The organism is Sphingomonas sp. BE123 (assembly GCF_031456015.1).
Lineage (GTDB): Bacteria > Pseudomonadota > Alphaproteobacteria > Sphingomonadales > Sphingomonadaceae > Sphingomonas.
Genome location: NZ_JAVDTW010000001.1, coordinates 1355078 through 1372140 on the forward strand (window position 1 = coordinate 1355078; position 17063 = coordinate 1372140).

Here is a 17063-nt window from a genome sequence, read left to right on the forward strand (position 1 = left end):
CAGCACGGCCGTCCCCCACACGCAGCGTTGCCAGACGGCGCAATCCCGGTCCGCATGAACACGTCGAGCCTCCCCAAGCTCCGAACCTCAGAGGCCACGGCGGCGCCCTGCACGACAATTGGTGCAACCCGGCAGGCCGACGCGGCAGCGGGATAACCTACCCGGAATCTCCCGCGCATGCCAACCGTCGATCGATCAACTGGTTCCGCCACAGCACCGCCTGGCCGACGAATCTTACGCTGGCGTGACCATCGCGGCACAGTCACGCCGGATCGCGACGCCCGGCCATCACGAGCAGCGTCTTGCTGCGTGCCGCGCCGAACAGCGACAGCAGCGAGTCGCCCGGCGGGGCGGCGTAGAAATGATGTTCGAGCGGGGTGACGCCCTGACGACGGAATAGCGCGGCGAGTTCGCGCTGTGTCGCCATCGATTGGACATGCGCAAAATAGCGCGGGCGCCCGGTCAGCGCGAACGCAACGCGCTCCGCCTTTCGGTACAGGGAGGCCCGATTCGGCATCGACAGGATCAGCCGTCCGCCGGGCTTGAGCAGCCGGACAAGGCGCGCGACCTCAGCCTCGAGGTCGGGAAGATATTCAAGGACGCTGGAACTCAGCACAGCGTCAAACGTGCCCGCCGGCCATGTCGACAGGCTGTCGAGCAGCGCCACGTCAAACCGGATGTCGGACAGGCCAAGCTCGGTCTGGCGCTGGCGGGCAAGCGCGATCATCGCGGGACTACCATCGATGGCGGCCACGTCAGCGCCGCGTCGTGCCGCCTCGAAGCTGAACGTACCAGCGCCGCAGCCCGCGTCGAGCACGCGCTCGCCCGAACTGACGTGCCGATCGATCAGCGTGCGCCACAGTGCCAGGCGTTCGCGAAAGCGCGGTGACACGTCATAGCCGGCCTGAAAGGATTCGGCGATCGACTCGTGCCAATCGACGGCATCGACCGGTTTGGCTGCGCTTGCTGTCACTGGTCCCGTCTCCCCGTCGGAGGCGTCGTCTAGGGGCCGGCCTGCAGATTGGCAAGCCATTGGCGGGGCTTGCGACTTGCCTTGCCCCCGCCCCTTTGCCAAGGGGCGCACAGCTTGCCCAGCCGGGCATGGGCGGGGGAATGCGAATGACGCAGCAGAGTCGGGTTGTCGTCGTGGGTCTGGGCTATGTCGGCCTGCCGCTTGCGGTCGCGCTGGCCAAGCGGTTCGACACGATCGGACTCGATATTGACGCGGGGCGCATCGCCGAGCTGCGCGACGGCCACGACCGGACCGGTGAGATCGACCGCGACCGGCTCGCCGCGAGCACGCTGGTCCTCACCAGCGATCCGGCCGCCTGCACCGCCGCCGACTTCATCATTGTCACCGTGCCGACGCCAGTGGACGCGAACAACAAGCCCGATCTTGGCATCGTGATGGCGGCGACACGCACGGTCGCGGGCATGATCGATCCGTCCCGGACGCCGGTGATCGTCTATGAAAGCACGGTCTATCCCGGCGTGACGGAGGAATTGTGCGGCCCCGAGATCGAACGCGTCAGCGGTCTGATCAGCGGGCGTGACTTCTTCCTCGGCTACTCGCCCGAGCGCATCAACCCGGGCGACCGCGAACACACGATCGACAAGATCACCAAGGTCGTGTCGGGCCAGACCCCCGAAGTGCTCGACCGCGTTGCCGCACTTTACGAACAGGTGACCAGCGGCGGCGTGTTCCGCGCGGCGTCGATTCGCGCCGCCGAAGCCGCCAAGGTGATCGAGAACGCCCAGCGCGACATCAACATCGCCTTCATGAACGAGATCACGCGGATCTTCTCGGCGATGGACCTGTCGATCTGGGACGTGCTCGCCGCAGCGCGGACCAAATGGAACTTCCTGCCCTTTCATCCTGGCCTGGTCGGTGGCCACTGTATCGGCGTCGACCCCTTTTACCTCAGCCACAAGGCAGAGATGCTGGGCCACAACCCGGAGGTGATCCTGGCGGGCCGCAACACCAATGACGCGATGGCAGGCTGGATCGCCGAGCGGCTGCACGGCCTGCGTGGCGGCGTCGCCGGGCGCGCGCTGGTGCTGGGGCTGACCTTCAAGGAAAACGTCCCGGACCTGCGCAATTCGAAGGTCGCCGACCTGATCGCCCGGCTGGTCGAGCTTGGCCACGCGGTCACCGTGCACGACCCGCTCGCCGATAGCGCCGAGGCGCGGCATGAATATGGGCTGGAACTGGCAGGTGCTGAGGCGCTGACCGCGCAATATGACACCGTGCTGCTCGCCGTTGCCCATGACGCGTACATCGCGATGGGCGCCGATCGATTGTCTGCGCTGATCGCGCCGGGCGGACTGTTTGCCGACCTCAAAAATGCGGTACCCGGCGCCGGCGCCACGACCGGTCGCTGGACGCTCTGAGCGAAGCCCTTGCCCCAAACAAAAAAGGCGAGGCCGACGGCCTCGCCTTTTTTCTGTGTGCCCGAACCCGTCGGATCAGTTGCCCGACGGCGGGGGAGCGCCCGGCGCGCCGCCCATCTGCTGCTGCATCATCTGCATGTAGACGCTCTGCGGCAGGAACTCGAGCAGCTCGACCTCAAAGATCAGCAGCGAATCGGCCGGGATGACCTCGCGACCGGTGCGCGGATCGGTCTTCGCCTCGCTGCCATAGCCAAGCTCGGGCTTGATCCACAGGCGGTACTTGCCGCCCTTCTTCATCAGCTTCAGCCCTTCGGTGAAGCCGGGGATCATGTTCGCGACCGGCAGCGGAGTCGGCTGCTGGCTGGCGTCGAATTCCTCGCCGTTGCGCAGCGTGCCCTTGTAGTTGACCAGCGCGACGTCGCTGTCGGTCGGGCTCGCGCCCGTCCCTTCGGTGATCGTCTGGATTTGCAGGCCCGACGCGGTCTCGGTGACCCCGTCGACCGCCTTGTTCGCGGCAAGGAAGCTCGCGTTATCGGCCCGCTCGGCAACCACCGTGGCGGTTCCGAACCAGGCGAGCGCGGCGCCGCCGGCGATCGCCACGGCGATCCCGAACCATATCCAGGCAAGATAGCTGCGCTTGGTCGGCGGAATCGGCACGGCGGTCACGGACGACATCGTTCAGCTACCTTGCTGGTGCCGCGCCCATCGGAGCGCGGCGATAAGTCATAACGAACAGCTTACCGGCGTCCGCGCACAGCGCACACCGGTCGACAACGCCTTAACGGGCGCCGTCACGCTCCATGCGCTTGCGCTCGAGCTTGCGCGCACGGCGGACCGCAGCGGCACGCTCGCGGGCGCGCTTCTCGCTGGGCTTCTCGTAGTGACGGCGCAGCTTCATCTCGCGATAGACGCCCTCACGCTGCAGCTTCTTCTTGAGCGCCCGCAGCGCCTGGTCGACATTATTGTCGCGAACGATGATTTGCATAAAGCCGTCTCAACTCCAGATTCGAATTCAACAGAACAGGGATCGCCGAAGCACCTGCCCCGGGCGTTGGGAGGCGCCCCTAGCAAAGCCCCGGTGCAAAGACAAGGAAAAGCCGTGGCGGCGACAATCGCCCGCGCGGCTCGCCCTTATGCGATGGCACAGCCACCGGCAATCGCCGTATTTAGCGCATGACGGATCGCTGCCGGTGCGGTAATCTGTTTCCGCTATGCGCCAGTTCTTCAAACGTTTTCAGTCCGTTACCGCAATCACCGCCAGTCTCGCGCTGCTGTCCGCCTGTGGCGGCGGAGGCGGATCGGTCACGGCTGGCGGCGGCAGCGGGTCGGCCCCGACCCCCAGCCCGAGCGGCACCTGCTCGCTCAGCGCACGCCAAAGCTGGGTCGCACAGCAACTCAACGAATGGTATCTGTTCCCCGAGACACTGCCGGCGAGTCTCAGTGCGTCCGGCTATGCGACGGTTCGGGACTATATCGACGCGCTGACCGCCACCGCGCGCGGCCAGAGCAAGGACCGGTATTTCACCTACATCACCTCGATCGCCGAAGAAGAGGCCTATTATAATTCGGGGTCCAATGCCGGGTTCGGCTTTCGCCTGACGCTCGATTCGGCGGCGCGGCGCCTGTTCATAGCCGAATCGTTCGAGGGCACGCCAGCACTGGCCGCCGGGATCGATCGCGGGACCGAAATCCTCGCGATCGGGACCAGCACCGCAACGCTGCGCGCGGTCAGCGAGATCGTCGCCAGCGAAGGATCGGCGGGGATTTCCAACGCCATCAACGGCGACACGCGCGTGTTCCGCTTTCGCCCGGCGGGCGGGAGCGAACAGACCGCGACAGTGACACGCGCGACCTACACCCTCACCCCGGTCTCGTCGCGTTACGGCGCCAAGATCATCGACGATGGCGGCAAGAAGGTCGGCTATGTCAACCTGCGCACCTTCATCAACACGGCCGAAGCGCCGCTGCGCGCGGCATTCGCCGATTTCCGGGCACAGGGAATCAGTGAGGTCATCATCGACCTGCGCTACAATGGCGGCGGGCTGGTTTCGATCGCCACGCTGATCAACAACCTGCTCGCGCGCGACAAGACGACAAGCCAGGTGGCGAACTATACCACGTTCCGCGCGTCAAAGGCGTCGAACAACGAAACCGCGTTCTTCAACCCGCAGCCGCAATCGATCGCCCCGACCCGCATTGCGTTCATCGGCACCGGCGGCAGCGCGTCGGCAAGCGAGTTGGTGATGAACACGTTCATCCCCTATCTCGGCAACCGCGCCGCGCTGATCGGGACCAACACCTATGGCAAGCCGGTGGGACAGATCGCGCTCGACCGGCGCGAATGCGACGACCGGCTGCGCGTCGTCGCCTTCGCGACCGAGAACAGCGCGCGTCAGGGGGCCTATTATACCGGTCTCGCCGGGTTCATGGGCGCGACCTGCCAGGCCGTGGACGATGTGACGCGGCCGCTGGGCGACCCGCAGGAAGCGTCGGTCCGGGCTGCGCTCGACTTTCTGGGGGGCCGCAGCTGTACGCCGATCACCGCCAGCGCTGCCGAGGCGAAGACCGCAGGTTCGGGCAAGTCGATGATCGAACTGGTCAGCCCGGCACGGCCGAGCACGGCGCAGCGCGAACTTCCCGGGTCGTTCTGACGAAACGCGCGCGGACGGCGGGCACGGGGAACGGGGGGAAGACAGGGTGGCTGCAGCGGCCGAAGGGACCGAGGATGCCGGCAGCTTTGCCTATCTGACCGCGGCCTGCCGCTGGCCAGACGACGCGCAGCGGCGCTCGGCGATCGCTGCGGCGGCAAGCCGGGTAAGCGATTGGGACGCAGTGCTGACCGACGCGCGCTGGCATCGCGTGATCCCGCTGGTCGCGCGGGCGCTGCGCATCACCGAAACGGCGCCGCCGCCGGTCGTCGCGCAGGCGCAGGCGCTGGCCCGGCGCGACGCGATCCTTGCCATGACCCAGGCCAGCGAAGCAGTCCGGATCGGCGACGCGCTCTCGGCCGCTGGCGTGGACTGGATCGCGGTCAAGGGACCGGCGCTGGCGGTCTGTGCATATGGCGACGTTGCGGCCAAGGCATCGCACGATCTTGATCTGCTGATCGCCCCGCACCGCCGGACCGATGCATTCGCGGCGCTCCGGGCGCTGGGATATGAATCGCTCGACGGCCAGGACCGCGCGCCGCCAGGATCGCTGGACCATGTGCTCAAAGATAGCAGCTGGCATCACCCCGAACGCAAGGTGACGGTCGAGTTGCACATCCGCCTGTTCATCAATCGCTGGCTCGCGCCCGATATCGGGCTGGCATCGGCGCGGGAGACGGTCAGCCTTGGCGCCGGGCGCGGCGTGCCGACGCTCGCCCGGCCCGACCTGCTCGTCTATCTGGCGCTGCACGGCGCGCGCACCAATTGGCACCGCCTCAAATGGATCGCCGATTTCGCGGCGATGCTCCGCGCGACCGATGCCGATCTGCGCGCAGCCGCCGCGGAGCGCGCCCGCAATCTGGGCGTCGCGCAGGTCTATGACAGCGCCATCCTGCTCGCCGGCACGCTGTTCGGCAGCGCCACCTTCCCCGCCCCGCCAACGGCCGGAGCGCATGCGCGCCGCCTGACCGCTGCGGCGATTCGCGACCTGACGGCGCCGCATCATGCCACGCTCCGCGCCCGCGACTGGGACCGCCAGCTTGCTGTCTATCTGGACCGCATCCGGTTCATGCCGGGCGCGGGCTATCGGCTGGAGGAACTCCGCCTGATGGTCACCGAAGCCTCCTCCTACGCGCCCGACGCGCCATGGTGGCGGCGCTGGACCGCACCGCTGGCGCTGGCCGGACGCTTTGCATGGCGCAAGCTCGCTCCGGCGCGCGCTGCGGGGACGAACGGGAGACAGCAATGACGCACCACGCGCCGGACCGCGCAAGCCGCCTGAAGTCGATCTTTGGCGGATCGGCGGGCAATCTGGTCGAATGGTATGACTGGTACGCCTATGCCGCGTTCAGCAGCTATCTTGCCCCGCATTTCTTCCCCAAAGGCGATCCGCTGGCACAGGCGCTCAACGTCTGGGCGATCTTTGCGGTCGGCTTTTTCATGCGCCCGATCGGTGCGTGGCTGATGGGCATCTATGGCGACCGGCGCGGACGCAAGGCGGGGCTGACGCTATCGGTGACGTTGATGTGCGGCGGATCGATGCTGATCGCGGTGACGCCCGGCTATGACAGCATCGGCACATGGGCGACCGTATCGCTGGTGGTCGCACGCCTGATGCAGGGGCTCTCGGTCGGCGGCGAATATGGCGCGAGCGCGACCTACCTCTCCGAAATGGCGGGCAAGGAACGGCGCGGTTTCTATTCCAGCTTCCAATATGTGACGCTGATCTCCGGCCACCTCGTCGCGCTCGCGGTGCTGCTCGCGCTGCAGGCGGCGATGGCCGATACCGCGCTGGCGGAATGGGGCTGGCGCATCCCCTTCTTCATCGGCGGCGTGCTCGCGGTCGGCGTCTTCTGGCTCCGCCGCAACCTGCCCGAGACGCAAAGCTTCGCCAATCGCAGCACGGCGGCGGAGGACAAGTCCAGCTTTGGCGGCCTGTTCCTGCGCCACCCGCGCGAAGCGGCACTGGTGATGCTGCTCACTGCCGGCGGGACGCTCGCCTTCTACGCCTACTCCGTTTACCTCCTCACCTTCCTCAGCGGCACCGGGGCCTTCACCAAGCAGGTTTCGACCCAGATCAGCGCCGCCGCCCTGTTCGTGTTCATGTGCCTCCAGCCGCTCGCCGGAGCCCTCTCCGACCGGATCGGGCGCAAACCGCTGATGGTCGGGTTCGGCGTGCTCGGCGTCGCCTTCACCTGGCCGATCTTCACCACGCTGGAGAGCGTCCAGACCCCGCTCGCCGCGTTCCTGATCATGTCGGGCGCGCTGGTGATCGTCACCGGCTATACCTCGATCAACGCGGTGGTGAAGGCGGAGCTGTTCCCCGCGCATATCCGCACGCTCGGCGTCGCCCTCCCCTATGCGCTGGCCAACGCGATTTTCGGCGGCACCGCGCCTTACGTCGCCTTGTGGTTCAAGGATCAGGGGATGGAGCGCGGCTTCTACTGGTATGTCACCGCGATGATCGGCGTGTCGCTGGTCACCTATCTGAGGATGCGCGACACGCGGGTGCATTCGAAGATCCTGGAGGATTGATTCCCTCCACCGCCAATCCACGCTAGAGCCCCCCGATGACTCCCGTGCTCAACGTCCATCGTTCGATCCTCGGCCAGGCCTGGCGCTGGCGCGGGCTGGCGGCGGATGCGCGCGATCCGTCCTTCGCCCCCGACGATTTCGTCACGCAGCTGCTGCTCACCCGTGGCTGCCCGCGCGAGGAGCTGGAGGCGCATCGCAGCCCCAGCATCCGCGCCTTCATGCCCGACCCGTCGATCTTCCGCGACATGGACCGCGCCGCCGAGCGCGTCGCCGATGCCGTGCAGCGCGGCGAGCAGGTCACGGTGTTCGGCGATTATGACGTCGATGGCGCCACCTCCGCGGCGTTGCTGATCCGCTTGCTCCGCGACCTCGGCCTCGATCCCAAAGCCTATATCCCCGACCGCCTGATGGAGGGCTATGGCCCCTCCGGCGAAGCGCTGGTACGGCTGAAGCGCGACGGCGCCGACCTGATCGTCACCGTCGATTGCGGCGCGATGGCCTATGACGCGCTGGCCGAAGCCAAGGCAGTCGGCGCCGAGGTGATCGTGGTCGACCATCATAAATGTGCCTCGGAACTCCCGGTCGCGCTCGCACTGGTCAACCCGAACCGCCTCGACGAGGATGAAGGCGCCGCGCACGGCCACCTTGCCGCGGTCGGCGTCGCCTGGCTGCTCGGCGCGGCACTGGTCCGCGTGCTGCGCGGGCGCGGCTTCTTCGCCAACCGCCCCGAACCGCGCCTGCTCGGCCTGCTCGACCTCGTCGCGCTCGGCACCGTCGCCGATGTCGCGCAATTGAAGGGCCTCAACCGCGCCTTTGTCGCGCAGGGGCTCAAGGTGATGGCGCAGCGCCGCAATGTCGGCATGAACGCGCTGATCGAGGCGAGCCGTCTGACCCGCGCGCCGACCTGCACCGATCTCGGCTTCGCGCTCGGCCCGCGCATCAATGCCGGCGGGCGCGTCGGCAAATCGGATCTGGGCGTGCGCCTGCTCACCACCGACGACATGGACGAGGCGCGCATCATCGCGCAGGAGCTCGACCGGCTGAACGAGGAACGCCGCGCGATCGAGGCCGAGGTCCAGCAATCCGCCGAAGCGATGGACTGCGACGGCGCGGTCGCAGTGGTCGCCGCGCGCGGCTGGCACCCCGGCGTGATCGGCATCGTCGCCGGCCGGCTCAAGGAAAAGCATGGCCGCCCCGCCATCGTCATCGCGATCGGCGAGGACGGCATCGGCAAGGGGTCGGGCCGATCGATCTCCGGCGTCGACCTTGGAGCGGCGATCATCGCGGCGAAGGAAGCAGGGCTGCTGATCGCGGGCGGCGGGCATGCGATGGCGGCGGGCGTGACGGTGGCCGAGAATCAGATCCCCGCCTTCATTGCCTTCCTCAACGCCAAGCTGGCGGAGGCGGTCGACCGCGCCTCCGAATCGCGCGCGCTGCTGCTCGATGCGGTGCTTGCGCCCGGCGGGGTCAATCCGCAGCTGGTCGAGGCGATGGAGGCCGGCGGCCCCTATGGCATGGGCTGGCCCGCGCCGCGCGTCGTCGCCGGGCCGGTGCGGCTGATCAAGTGTGACGTGGTCGGCAATGGTCATGTCCGCGCGATCGTCGCGGGCGATGACGGGCGCAGTATCAAGGCGATGGCCTTCCGCGCCGCCGACACGCCGCTTGGCCTCGCCCTGCTCGGCGCCCCGCGCGACCGCCGCCTGTGGATCGCCGGCCGCGCCAAGATCGACGATTGGGGGCCGCGCCCTGCCGCAGAAATTCACCTCGATGATGCCGCCTGGGCCGATTGACGCAAATTCGCTCTTGACCGCCGCGACAGCTTTGCCTAACCGGCGCCCTCGCCTTCACGGCCCCTTCGTCTAGCGGTTAGGACGCGGCCCTTTCACGGCTGAAACACGGGTTCGATTCCCGTAGGGGTCACCATTCTCGCCCGGGCGGCGGAACTGGCGATTTTCGGATATTCAGATCTGGCGGCGAATGCGCGATGCGTATGGCCGCGACCTTCGCTGGCTCATCGGCGCCAGCGACCGGCTGACGGCGTGGTGCAAAGCCGATGCCTCACGCATCCAGCGCGAACGAAAGCGCCTCGACCGTCTGCCCGCTCGGCACCGCAGCTTGGCCTGCCGGGCACCGAATCAGCCATCCTGCCTCGACCAGCGCGTGCTGCGCCCCGCTGTCCTGCATCGCGATCGGGCGCAGACCGGCATCGTCCCAACAGGCCCGCACCAGCGTCTCGCGCGATCCGGTCGCGCCGAGCGGGGCGGCAAGCGGCAGGCGACGCCAGCGCAGCGATTCGCTCAACGCCTGCCCCTGCAGCGCGGCCAGCAGGGGGATGAGGAACAGCCGGGCGGTCACCATCGCCGATCCCGGGTTCCCCGGCAGTCCGACCACCCAAGTCCCCCGAGCGCGCCCGACCCATACCGGCTTGCCCGGCTTGATCGCGACCTTGGCAAACAACAGGTCGAGGCCATGGGTCGCGAACATCGACCGCGCGAAATCCCGCTCGCCAACCGATGCCCCGCCGGTCACGACCACCACATCGGCGGCAGCGAGCAGCGCCGCGGCCTGTGCCTCCAGTGCGTGAAGGTCATCGCCGCCGGTCGACCGCACGACGACGTCGCCGCCCGCCTGCCCCGCCATCGCAGCGACCCCATGGGTCACGCTGTCCGGGATCGCATCGCGCCGTTGCCAGGCGCTGCCCGCCGGTGCGAGTTCGTCACCCGTGCCGAGGATCGCGACCCGCGGCCGGGCATGGACGCTCAGCATCGCCCGATCAGCCGCCGCCGCGGCAACCATCGCGCGCGGCCCGAGCCGCGTGCCCGCCGCGAGCAGTTCCGTGTCTGCTTCAAAATCACTGCCCGCAGCACGCACATGCCATTCCGGCCCGAAGCCCGGCGTGAAGTGCACCCGGTCCCCCTCACGAACGGCATATTCCTGCATGATGCAGCGGTCCGTGCCGTCGGGCATGGGGGCGCCGGTGAAAATTCGCACCGCCTGGTGCGCGCCGACACTGCCGTCGAACCGCGCCCCCGCCCGGCTCTCACCGATCACGTGCAGCGGCACATCGGGCACGGTCGTCGCACCGTTCACGGCATAGCCGTCCATCATCGCGACCGCGGTGCGCGGCGATGCACTGCGCGCGCGGACCGGTGCGGCGAGCACGCGCCCGGCCGCCGCGTCGATCGCCACCTCTTCGCGCGCCAGCGGCGTGACCGCGTCCGCCAGCAGCGCAAGCGCGGCATCGAGGCTGATCATGCGCAGACGTCGCGCAGCCGGGGCAAGGCACCCGCGATCGAGCAGGGCCGGTGCCGGCTGTCAAATTCCAGTTCGAGCAGCCCGTCCCACGCATCGCGGCACGCACCGGTCGATCCCGGCACACAGAAAATGAAGGCGTCACCCGCCTGTCCCGCAAAGGCGCGCGACTGCATCGTCGCGACCCCGACGGTGGTCAGGCTCTTTGCGTGGAAGGCTGCGGAAAACCCGTCCATCTCGCGCCGCAACAGCGGCTTGACCGCTTCGGGGGTGTTGTCGCGCGGCGAAAAGCCGGTGCCGCCGGTTGTCAGGATGATCTCGATCTCCGGCTGCGCAAGCCAGCGCTGCAATTGCGCGCGGATCGCGGCGATGTCGTCGCGGACGATCGCCCGATCGATCAACATGTGCCCGGCACGCTGCAGCCGTTCGACCAGCGTCGCGCCCGATGTATCGGTGTCGAGCGTGCGCGTGTCCGAAATGGTCAGCACCGCCATGCCCAGCGGATGGAAGGTCAGGCTCTCGTCAATTCCGGGCACGATTCACTCCTTGAGCGGCGACTGGCGCCGGACATCGTTCATGTCGCGTTCGGTCGGCTCGATCCACCCCTTGTGTCGGGCATTTGGATCGCCGCGGTCGCGATCATGGCTGCGTCCCGACCTGCTGGCGCATATGGTCTTCCAATAGCGTCAGCGCGGTGCCGAACTGCGTGAAGTCGCGCGGGCGTTCGAACCGGAACAGCCGTACCCGCTGCGCGATGCCGCCGATTTCCTGGAACAGGCTCGCCGGATCGCGCAGCAACTGCAGCCATTCGGGGCGATAAAGGGCGCGATATAGTTCGATTACCGCCTGCGCCCCCTGGATCGGCTGAATCGAGGTCGAGTCGTCATCCGACCAGCCGAGCAGATAGACAATGTCCAACCCGCACGCCGCTGGCGCCGGCACGCTACCGGCCGGCGGCGTTACATAATATTTGTCGCGCTGAAGCCGGTCGCCAATTGCCCTGCCAGCCGCCAGGCCGAGCGCGTCCAGCGCGTCGCGCCACAATTTCATGTCCTTGGGGGCGCCGCGGACAATGTACCGGGGATCGCGCGGGTCGATCACGCACGTGTCGTCGCACAGCTGTGGCCAGCCGCGCTGCACCAGCCCTGCCGTCAGGGTCGACTTGCCGGCGCCCGACGGGCCAGTGAACGCCACCGCAGCCGTCGGTCCCGCCGCCACGGCGCTGCAATGCAACGGCAACCAGCCGCGCTGATAGCAAAGCACGCCCCAGGCGGATCCGGTGAGATAGAGCAGCAGGTCGGGATCGGCGACCTGCGGGCCGCGGCTAACCTCGATCCGGCGACCGGCGACCATGCGAAAGGCCAGGCCGGGCATAGCGCGAAACCGGAAATCCTGCGGCGTCGATCCCGCCACCGGCCCGACGGGCGCCGCGTCAAGCATGGCCCCCGTATCGTCCAGCAGGATTTCGACGTCCGCGATCCCCGGCGACGTGGGAACGGCGTCCGCCGACGTCAAACCAATCGCTGACCGGACCAGCAGATCGCCTATCTGATAATAGTGCACAACACCCCCGTATGCCCCGCTAAGCGGCGCTGATCGGCTTTGGCAAGCGATACCGGCGCGGGCGCATTGCCGATGGCACGATACGGACGCTGGCCCCGGCCGTGCCGGGTCGCTAGACGGGCGCGATGGCCCTCACCCGCCTCGTCCTCAGCAACTTCCGCAATCATCGCGATACGCTCCTGACCCCCGGGTCGGGGTTCATCGTGCTGTCGGGTGACAATGGTGCCGGCAAGACCAACATTCTCGAATCGATCTCGCTGCTCGCCCCGGGGCGCGGGCTGCGCCGCGCCGCGCTTGGCGACATTGCGCAACAGGGCGGCGCGGGCGGATTTGGCGTCGCGGCAACGCTGGACAGCGGGGTGGAGATCGGCACCGGCACGCAGCCGGCGGCACCGGAGCGCCGGATCGTGCGGGTCAACGGCGTCAGCGCCGCGGCGACTTCGCTCGGCGAATGGCTGACCGTGCTGTGGCTCACCCCGGCCATGGACCGCCTGTTTGCCGAGCCGGCCAGCGAACGGCGGCGGTTTTTCGACCGGCTGGCGCTGGCGCTGGCCCCGGGCCACGCCCACCACAGCGCACGCTATGAAGCGGCGATGCGTGAGCGCAATCGCCTGCTTGGCGCAGATACGCCGGCCGATCCCGACTGGCTGACCGCGCTGGAGGCGCGCATGGCGGAGCATGGCCTGGCCATCGATACCGCCCGCCGCGCGACCGTGGAACAGCTGGGCGCCAGCCTGCTCGGTCAGTCGGACGGACCGTTCGCCCGTGCCGGGCTGGCGATCGAGGGGGACGATGCGCGCGATCTGGCGACGCGGCTGCGCGCTGGCCGCTCCCGCGATGCCGCTGCGGGCCGCACGCTTGCCGGACCGCATCGTCAGGACCTCGCGGTCACGCATCTCGGCAAGCAGCAGCCGGCGCAGCAATGTTCGACCGGGGAGCAGAAGGCGTTGCTGCTTTCGATCGTGCTCGCGCATGCCGAACTGGTCGCCGCGCGCACCGGGCGGCCCCCGATCCTGCTGCTGGACGAGGTCGCCGCGCATCTCGATCCGATGCGCCGCGCCGCCTTGTTCGAACGTCTCGCCGGGCGCGGCCAGATCTGGATGACCGGGACGGAACCGGGGCTGTTTGACGAGGCTGGCGCAGCGACCCGACTGACCGTGCGGGACGGCGCGATCCACACCGTCTAAGCCCCATTTCGCTTCCGTTTTGTGACGGCGGACCCTATATGCTGGGCATGGCATCAGACGACAACAACACCACCGATTCCGCCCCCAACTCGAACAGCTACGGCGCCGACAGCATCAAGGTCCTCAAGGGTCTCGACGCGGTACGCAAGCGCCCCGGCATGTATATCGGCGATACCGATGACGGGTCGGGCCTGCACCACATGGTGTTCGAGGTTTCGGACAACGCGATCGACGAAGCGCTGGCCGGGCATTGCGACAAGATCATCATCCAGCTGAACGCCGATGGATCGGTCTCAGTCGAGGATAATGGCCGCGGCATCCCAACCGGCATCCACAGCGAAGAGGGCGTGAGCGCGGCCGAGGTCATCATGACCCAGCTCCACGCGGGCGGTAAGTTCGAGAACACCTCGGACGACAATGCCTACAAGGTCTCGGGCGGTCTGCACGGCGTCGGCGTGTCGGTGGTCAACGCGCTGTCGGAATGGCTCGACCTCAACATCTGGCGCGATGGCGAGGAGCATTACATGCGCTTTGCCTATGGCGACGCCGTCGCCCCGCTCAAGGTGATCGGCCCGGCCAATGGCAAGAAGGGCACGCGCGTCACCTTCCTCGCCTCGACCGAAAAGACGCCGGGCGATGGCGGCACGTTCAAGAACCAGATCGAATATGATTTCGACAAGCTCGAGCATCGCTATCGCGAGCTGGCGTTCCTGAATTCGGGCGTGCGCCTGTTCCTGCGCGACGCGCGGCACGAAGAGGTCAAGGAAGTCGAACTCTATTACGAAGGCGGGATCGCCGCCTTTGTGAAGTGGCTCGACCGCAACAAGTCGCCGCTCTTCCCCGATCCGATTTCGGTGACCGGGCAGCGCGACGATATCGGCATCGACGTCGCGCTGGAGTGGAACGACTCCTACTATGAAAACGTCCTCTGCTTCACCAACAACATCCCGCAGCGTGACGGCGGCACCCACCTCGCCGCATTCCGCGCCGCGCTGACCCGCACGATCAACAGCTATGCCGACAAGTCGGGGCTGCTGAAGAAGGAAAAGGTCACGCTGACCGGCGACGACATGCGCGAAGGCCTGACCGCGATCGTCAGCGTCAAGCTGCCCGATCCCAAGTTCAGCAGCCAGACCAAGGACAAGCTGGTGTCGTCCGAAGTCCGCCAGCCGCTCGAAGCGCTGATGGCCGACAAGATGAACGACTGGCTGGAGGAGAATCCCGCCCACGCCCGCATGATCATCCAGAAGGTGATCGACGCCGCCGCCGCGCGCGAAGCGGCCAAGCGTGCGCGCGAACTGACCCGGCGCAAGGGCGTGATGGATATCGCCTCGCTCCCCGGCAAGCTCGCCGATTGTCAGGAGCGCGATCCGGCCAAGTCCGAACTGTTCCTGGTCGAGGGTGACTCGGCCGGCGGCTCGGCCAAGCAGGGCCGCGACCGCCATTTCCAGGCGATCCTGCCCCTGCGCGGCAAGATCCTGAACGTCGAACGCGCGCGCTTTGACCGGATGCTGTCGTCGAAGGAAATCGGCACGCTGATTCAGGCGATGGGCACCGGCATCGGGCGCGACGACTTCAACATTGAAAAGCTGCGCTACCACAAGATCGTCATCATGACCGACGCTGACGTGGACGGCGCGCATATCCGCACGCTGCTGCTCACCTTCTTCTACCGTCAGATGCCCGAGATCATCGAGGCCGGGCATCTCTTCATCGCCCAGCCGCCGCTGTACAAGGCGACCAAGGGCCGGTCGGAAGTGTATCTGAAGGACGATGCCGCACTCGACGATTACCTGGTCGAGGCAGGCGTCGCCGGTAACCGGCTGGAAACCGCCGACGGCCCCCGCTTCGGCGAGGATCTGGCAAGCCTGGTCGAGCATGCGCGCCGCATGAAGACGCTGATGCGCTACGTCCCGCGCCGCTACGATCCCTCGATCATCGAAGCGCTGGCGCTGGGCCGCGCGCTCGATCCCGAAGCCACGCGCGAGCAGCGCGGCGAGCGGCTGGCGGCGGTCACGCAGCGGCTCGACCTGACCGACGCCGACGCGCGCTGGACCGCGCGCGTCACCGACGATGGGGGCTTCCATTTCGAGCGCTGGTGGCGCGGCGTGACCGACCACCACATCATCGAAGCGGCCTTCCTGACCTCGGCCGAGGGGCGCAAGCTCCACGCGCTCGCTGCCGAACAGGCCGACAGCTATGCGCAGATCGCCAAGCTGGTTTCGGCCAAGACCGCGCAGGCCGAGGAAGCGACGCCGGTTGCAGAGGGCGAGGAGGAACTGCCCGTCGCTGCTGCCAAGGGCGAGACGCTGGTCGCACGGCCGAGCGAACTGCTCGACGCCATCCTGGCCTCGGGCCGTAAGGGCCTGTCGATCCAGCGCTACAAGGGGCTGGGCGAGATGAACGCCGAACAGCTGTGGGAAACCACGCTCGATCCCGCCAATCGCTCGATGCTCGTCGTTCAGGTCGATCAGGCCGACGTGGCGGACGAGATTTTCACCCGCCTGATGGGCGATGTCGTCGAACCGCGTCGCGAATTCATCCAGGAGAACGCGCTCAGCGTCGCCAATCTCGACGTTTGACCGCAGAATCCAAACAGCGCGGCGCTGGACGGATTGCCGTCCGGCGCCGCGTCTGTTTCACCCCCGGTCCGAAAGGGACCGGGGACCATGCGCACCATCATCACGATCGCAATGCTGAGTGCTGCTGCGCCGGTCGCCGCGCAGGATGCGGCACCCACCCCCCCTGTCCCTGCCGCAAGCGCCAGCCTCGCGACCGGAATGGCGAGCTATTATGGCGATGCCCATGCCGGCAATCGCACCGCGAGCGGCGAACGCTTTGACCCGCGCGCGATGACGGCAGCGCACCGCACCCTGCCCTTTGGCACCTTGTTGCGGGTAACCGATCCCGCGACGGGGCGTAGCGTGATCGTGCGGGTCAATGATCGCGGGCCGTTCCACAAAAGCCGCGTGCTCGACCTGTCGGAAGCCGCCGCGCGCGAACTGGGTATCGTGCGCCGCGGTCGTGCGCTGGTCGAGATCGCGCTGGCCGGCGACGGGGCAGTCGCGACCGCCGAGTGATGCCCGTTCCGCACGCCGTGCTTTCGTGATAGCTTGGCTGCGGGAGGTTCGAGGCCATGTCCCTGTTGTTGCTTGCGCTGGCGCTTCAGTCCGGCGCGGAAGACGCCGCAATGCGCGCCTATCGCGACAAGACCCGTGCGGTCATCCCGTGCGAACGCACCGCCGACCCCGACGAAGTGACGATCTGTGCGCTACGCGAAGCCGACAAGAAGTATCGCGTCCCGTTCGTCACCGCGCGCGCCGTCGACAATCGCCCGGCGGAGACTGCGCGGGTGCTGGAGGACACGATGTTCCAGTGCGGCGTGTCCGGACCGTTCCTCGCCCAGTGCGGCGGGATGGTCGGGGTGACCGTTGGCGTCGGCTTTGACGGCAAGGTGGTGCGCAAGCGCGAACCGGCGCCTTGAGCC

15 protein-coding genes and 1 tRNA gene are annotated in these 17063 nt (G+C 67.7%); 10 read left to right on the forward strand and 6 right to left on the reverse strand.

Features of this window, described 5'->3' with window-relative positions; genetic code table 11:
- Positions 1 to 262 precede the first annotated feature (262 nt).
- Positions 263 to 973: a class I SAM-dependent methyltransferase gene (locus J2Y54_RS06750; RefSeq protein ID WP_310038019.1), complete on the reverse strand. Its 711-nt coding sequence runs from the start codon at positions 971 to 973 to the stop codon at positions 263 to 265.
- Positions 974 to 1119: 146 nt separating this feature from the next.
- On the opposite strand from J2Y54_RS06750, the gene J2Y54_RS06755 reads away from it, so the two are divergent.
- On the forward strand, positions 1120 to 2391 hold the full coding sequence (locus tag J2Y54_RS06755) for a nucleotide sugar dehydrogenase (RefSeq protein WP_310038020.1): 1272 nt from the start codon (positions 1120 to 1122) through the stop codon (positions 2389 to 2391).
- A gap of 75 nt (positions 2392 to 2466) precedes the next feature.
- Here J2Y54_RS06755 and J2Y54_RS06760 read toward each other — a convergent pair whose 3' ends face one another.
- Positions 2467 to 3066 (reverse strand): FKBP-type peptidyl-prolyl cis-trans isomerase, encoded by a 600-nt coding sequence (locus J2Y54_RS06760; protein ID WP_310038022.1) that lies wholly within the window; start codon positions 3064 to 3066, stop codon positions 2467 to 2469.
- A 103-nt stretch (positions 3067 to 3169) separates the two neighbouring features.
- A complete protein-coding gene (rpsU, locus tag J2Y54_RS06765; RefSeq protein WP_010162663.1) occupies positions 3170 to 3376 on the reverse strand; it encodes a 30S ribosomal protein S21 in 207 nt (68 codons plus the stop codon).
- A gap of 226 nt (positions 3377 to 3602) precedes the next feature.
- Here rpsU and J2Y54_RS06770 point away from each other — a divergent pair, with 226 nt between their 5' ends.
- The 5 genes from J2Y54_RS06770 (at position 3603) to J2Y54_RS06790 (ending at position 9497) form a co-directional block, all read left to right on the forward strand.
- Positions 3603 to 5042 carry a S41 family peptidase gene (locus J2Y54_RS06770; RefSeq protein WP_310038026.1) on the forward strand — a complete coding sequence of 480 codons (1440 nt, stop codon included), beginning with the start codon at positions 3603 to 3605 and terminating at the stop codon, positions 5040 to 5042.
- A gap of 46 nt (positions 5043 to 5088) precedes the next feature.
- Positions 5089 to 6288, forward strand: a complete 1200-nt coding sequence (locus tag J2Y54_RS06775; RefSeq protein ID WP_310038027.1) for a nucleotidyltransferase family protein — start codon at positions 5089 to 5091, stop codon at positions 6286 to 6288.
- The gene (locus J2Y54_RS06780) at positions 6285 to 7574 is read left to right on the forward strand and encodes an MFS transporter (protein ID WP_310038029.1); all 1290 of its coding nucleotides are present in this window, start codon (positions 6285 to 6287) and stop codon (positions 7572 to 7574) included. Before J2Y54_RS06775 ends, J2Y54_RS06780 begins: the two co-directional genes overlap by 4 nt.
- Positions 7575 to 7609: 35 nt before the next feature.
- Positions 7610 to 9364 (forward strand): single-stranded-DNA-specific exonuclease RecJ, encoded by a 1755-nt coding sequence (gene recJ / locus J2Y54_RS06785; RefSeq protein WP_310038032.1) that lies wholly within the window; start codon positions 7610 to 7612, stop codon positions 9362 to 9364.
- 58 nt (positions 9365 to 9422) lie between these two features.
- Positions 9423 to 9497: transfer RNA gene (locus tag J2Y54_RS06790), tRNA-Glu, on the forward strand.
- A gap of 135 nt (positions 9498 to 9632) precedes the next feature.
- On the opposite strand, the gene J2Y54_RS06795 is transcribed toward J2Y54_RS06790, so the two are convergent.
- The 3 genes from J2Y54_RS06795 to J2Y54_RS06805 all read right to left on the reverse strand — a co-directional run bounded on the left by J2Y54_RS06795 (position 9633) and on the right by J2Y54_RS06805 (position 12266).
- Positions 9633 to 10829 (reverse strand): molybdopterin molybdotransferase MoeA, encoded by a 1197-nt coding sequence (locus J2Y54_RS06795; protein WP_310038034.1) that lies wholly within the window; start codon positions 10827 to 10829, stop codon positions 9633 to 9635.
- Positions 10826 to 11320, reverse strand: coding sequence for a molybdopterin-binding protein (locus tag J2Y54_RS06800; protein ID WP_405052905.1), 495 nt, complete (start codon positions 11318 to 11320; stop codon positions 10826 to 10828). The genes J2Y54_RS06795 and J2Y54_RS06800 overlap by 4 nt, the downstream gene beginning before the upstream one ends.
- A 145-nt stretch (positions 11321 to 11465) precedes the next feature.
- Positions 11466 to 12266: a hypothetical protein gene (locus J2Y54_RS06805; protein ID WP_310038038.1), complete on the reverse strand. Its 801-nt coding sequence runs from the start codon at positions 12264 to 12266 to the stop codon at positions 11466 to 11468.
- Positions 12267 to 12514: 248 nt separating this feature from the next.
- On the opposite strand from J2Y54_RS06805, the gene recF reads away from it, so the two are divergent.
- The 4 genes from recF (at position 12515) to J2Y54_RS06825 (ending at position 17060) form a co-directional block, all read left to right on the forward strand.
- Positions 12515 to 13576: a DNA replication/repair protein RecF gene (gene recF / locus J2Y54_RS06810; RefSeq protein WP_310038039.1), complete on the forward strand. Its 1062-nt coding sequence runs from the start codon at positions 12515 to 12517 to the stop codon at positions 13574 to 13576.
- 47 nt (positions 13577 to 13623) lie between these two features.
- Positions 13624 to 16158, forward strand: coding sequence for a DNA topoisomerase (ATP-hydrolyzing) subunit B (gene gyrB, locus J2Y54_RS06815; RefSeq protein WP_310038040.1), 2535 nt, complete (start codon positions 13624 to 13626; stop codon positions 16156 to 16158).
- An 87-nt stretch (positions 16159 to 16245) separates the two neighbouring features.
- Positions 16246 to 16656, forward strand: a complete 411-nt coding sequence (locus J2Y54_RS06820) for a septal ring lytic transglycosylase RlpA family protein (protein ID WP_310038041.1) — start codon at positions 16246 to 16248, stop codon at positions 16654 to 16656.
- 56 nt (positions 16657 to 16712) lie between these two features.
- A complete protein-coding gene (locus J2Y54_RS06825) occupies positions 16713 to 17060 on the forward strand; it encodes a hypothetical protein (RefSeq protein WP_310038042.1) in 348 nt (115 codons plus the stop codon).
- The last annotated feature ends 3 nt before the right edge of the window (positions 17061 to 17063 follow it).

Bases quoted from the DNA above. Each gene is read 5' to 3' on its own strand.
- J2Y54_RS06780 (WP_310038029.1), top strand. From the start codon at position 6,285: ATGACGCACCACGCGCCGGACCGCGCAAGCCGCCTGAAGTCGATCTTT.
- gyrB (WP_310038040.1), top strand. From the start codon at position 13,624: ATGGCATCAGACGACAACAACACCACCGATTCCGCCCCCAACTCGAAC.
- J2Y54_RS06820 (WP_310038041.1), top strand. From the start codon at position 16,246: ATGCGCACCATCATCACGATCGCAATGCTGAGTGCTGCTGCGCCGGTC.
- J2Y54_RS06805 (WP_310038038.1), bottom strand. From the start codon at position 12,266: ATGCTTGACGCGGCGCCCGTCGGGCCGGTGGCGGGATCGACGCCGCAG.
- rpsU (WP_010162663.1), bottom strand. From the start codon at position 3,376: ATGCAAATCATCGTTCGCGACAATAATGTCGACCAGGCGCTGCGGGCG.
- J2Y54_RS06760 (WP_310038022.1), bottom strand. From the start codon at position 3,066: ATGTCGTCCGTGACCGCCGTGCCGATTCCGCCGACCAAGCGCAGCTAT.
- J2Y54_RS06770 (WP_310038026.1), top strand. From the start codon at position 3,603: ATGCGCCAGTTCTTCAAACGTTTTCAGTCCGTTACCGCAATCACCGCC.
- J2Y54_RS06825 (WP_310038042.1), top strand. From the start codon at position 16,713: ATGTCCCTGTTGTTGCTTGCGCTGGCGCTTCAGTCCGGCGCGGAAGAC.
- recF (WP_310038039.1), top strand. From the start codon at position 12,515: ATGGCCCTCACCCGCCTCGTCCTCAGCAACTTCCGCAATCATCGCGAT.
- J2Y54_RS06795 (WP_310038034.1), bottom strand. From the start codon at position 10,829: ATGATCAGCCTCGATGCCGCGCTTGCGCTGCTGGCGGACGCGGTCACG.
- recJ (WP_310038032.1), top strand. From the start codon at position 7,610: ATGACTCCCGTGCTCAACGTCCATCGTTCGATCCTCGGCCAGGCCTGG.
- J2Y54_RS06755 (WP_310038020.1), top strand. From the start codon at position 1,120: ATGACGCAGCAGAGTCGGGTTGTCGTCGTGGGTCTGGGCTATGTCGGC.
- J2Y54_RS06800 (WP_405052905.1), bottom strand. From the start codon at position 11,320: ATGGCGGTGCTGACCATTTCGGACACGCGCACGCTCGACACCGATACA.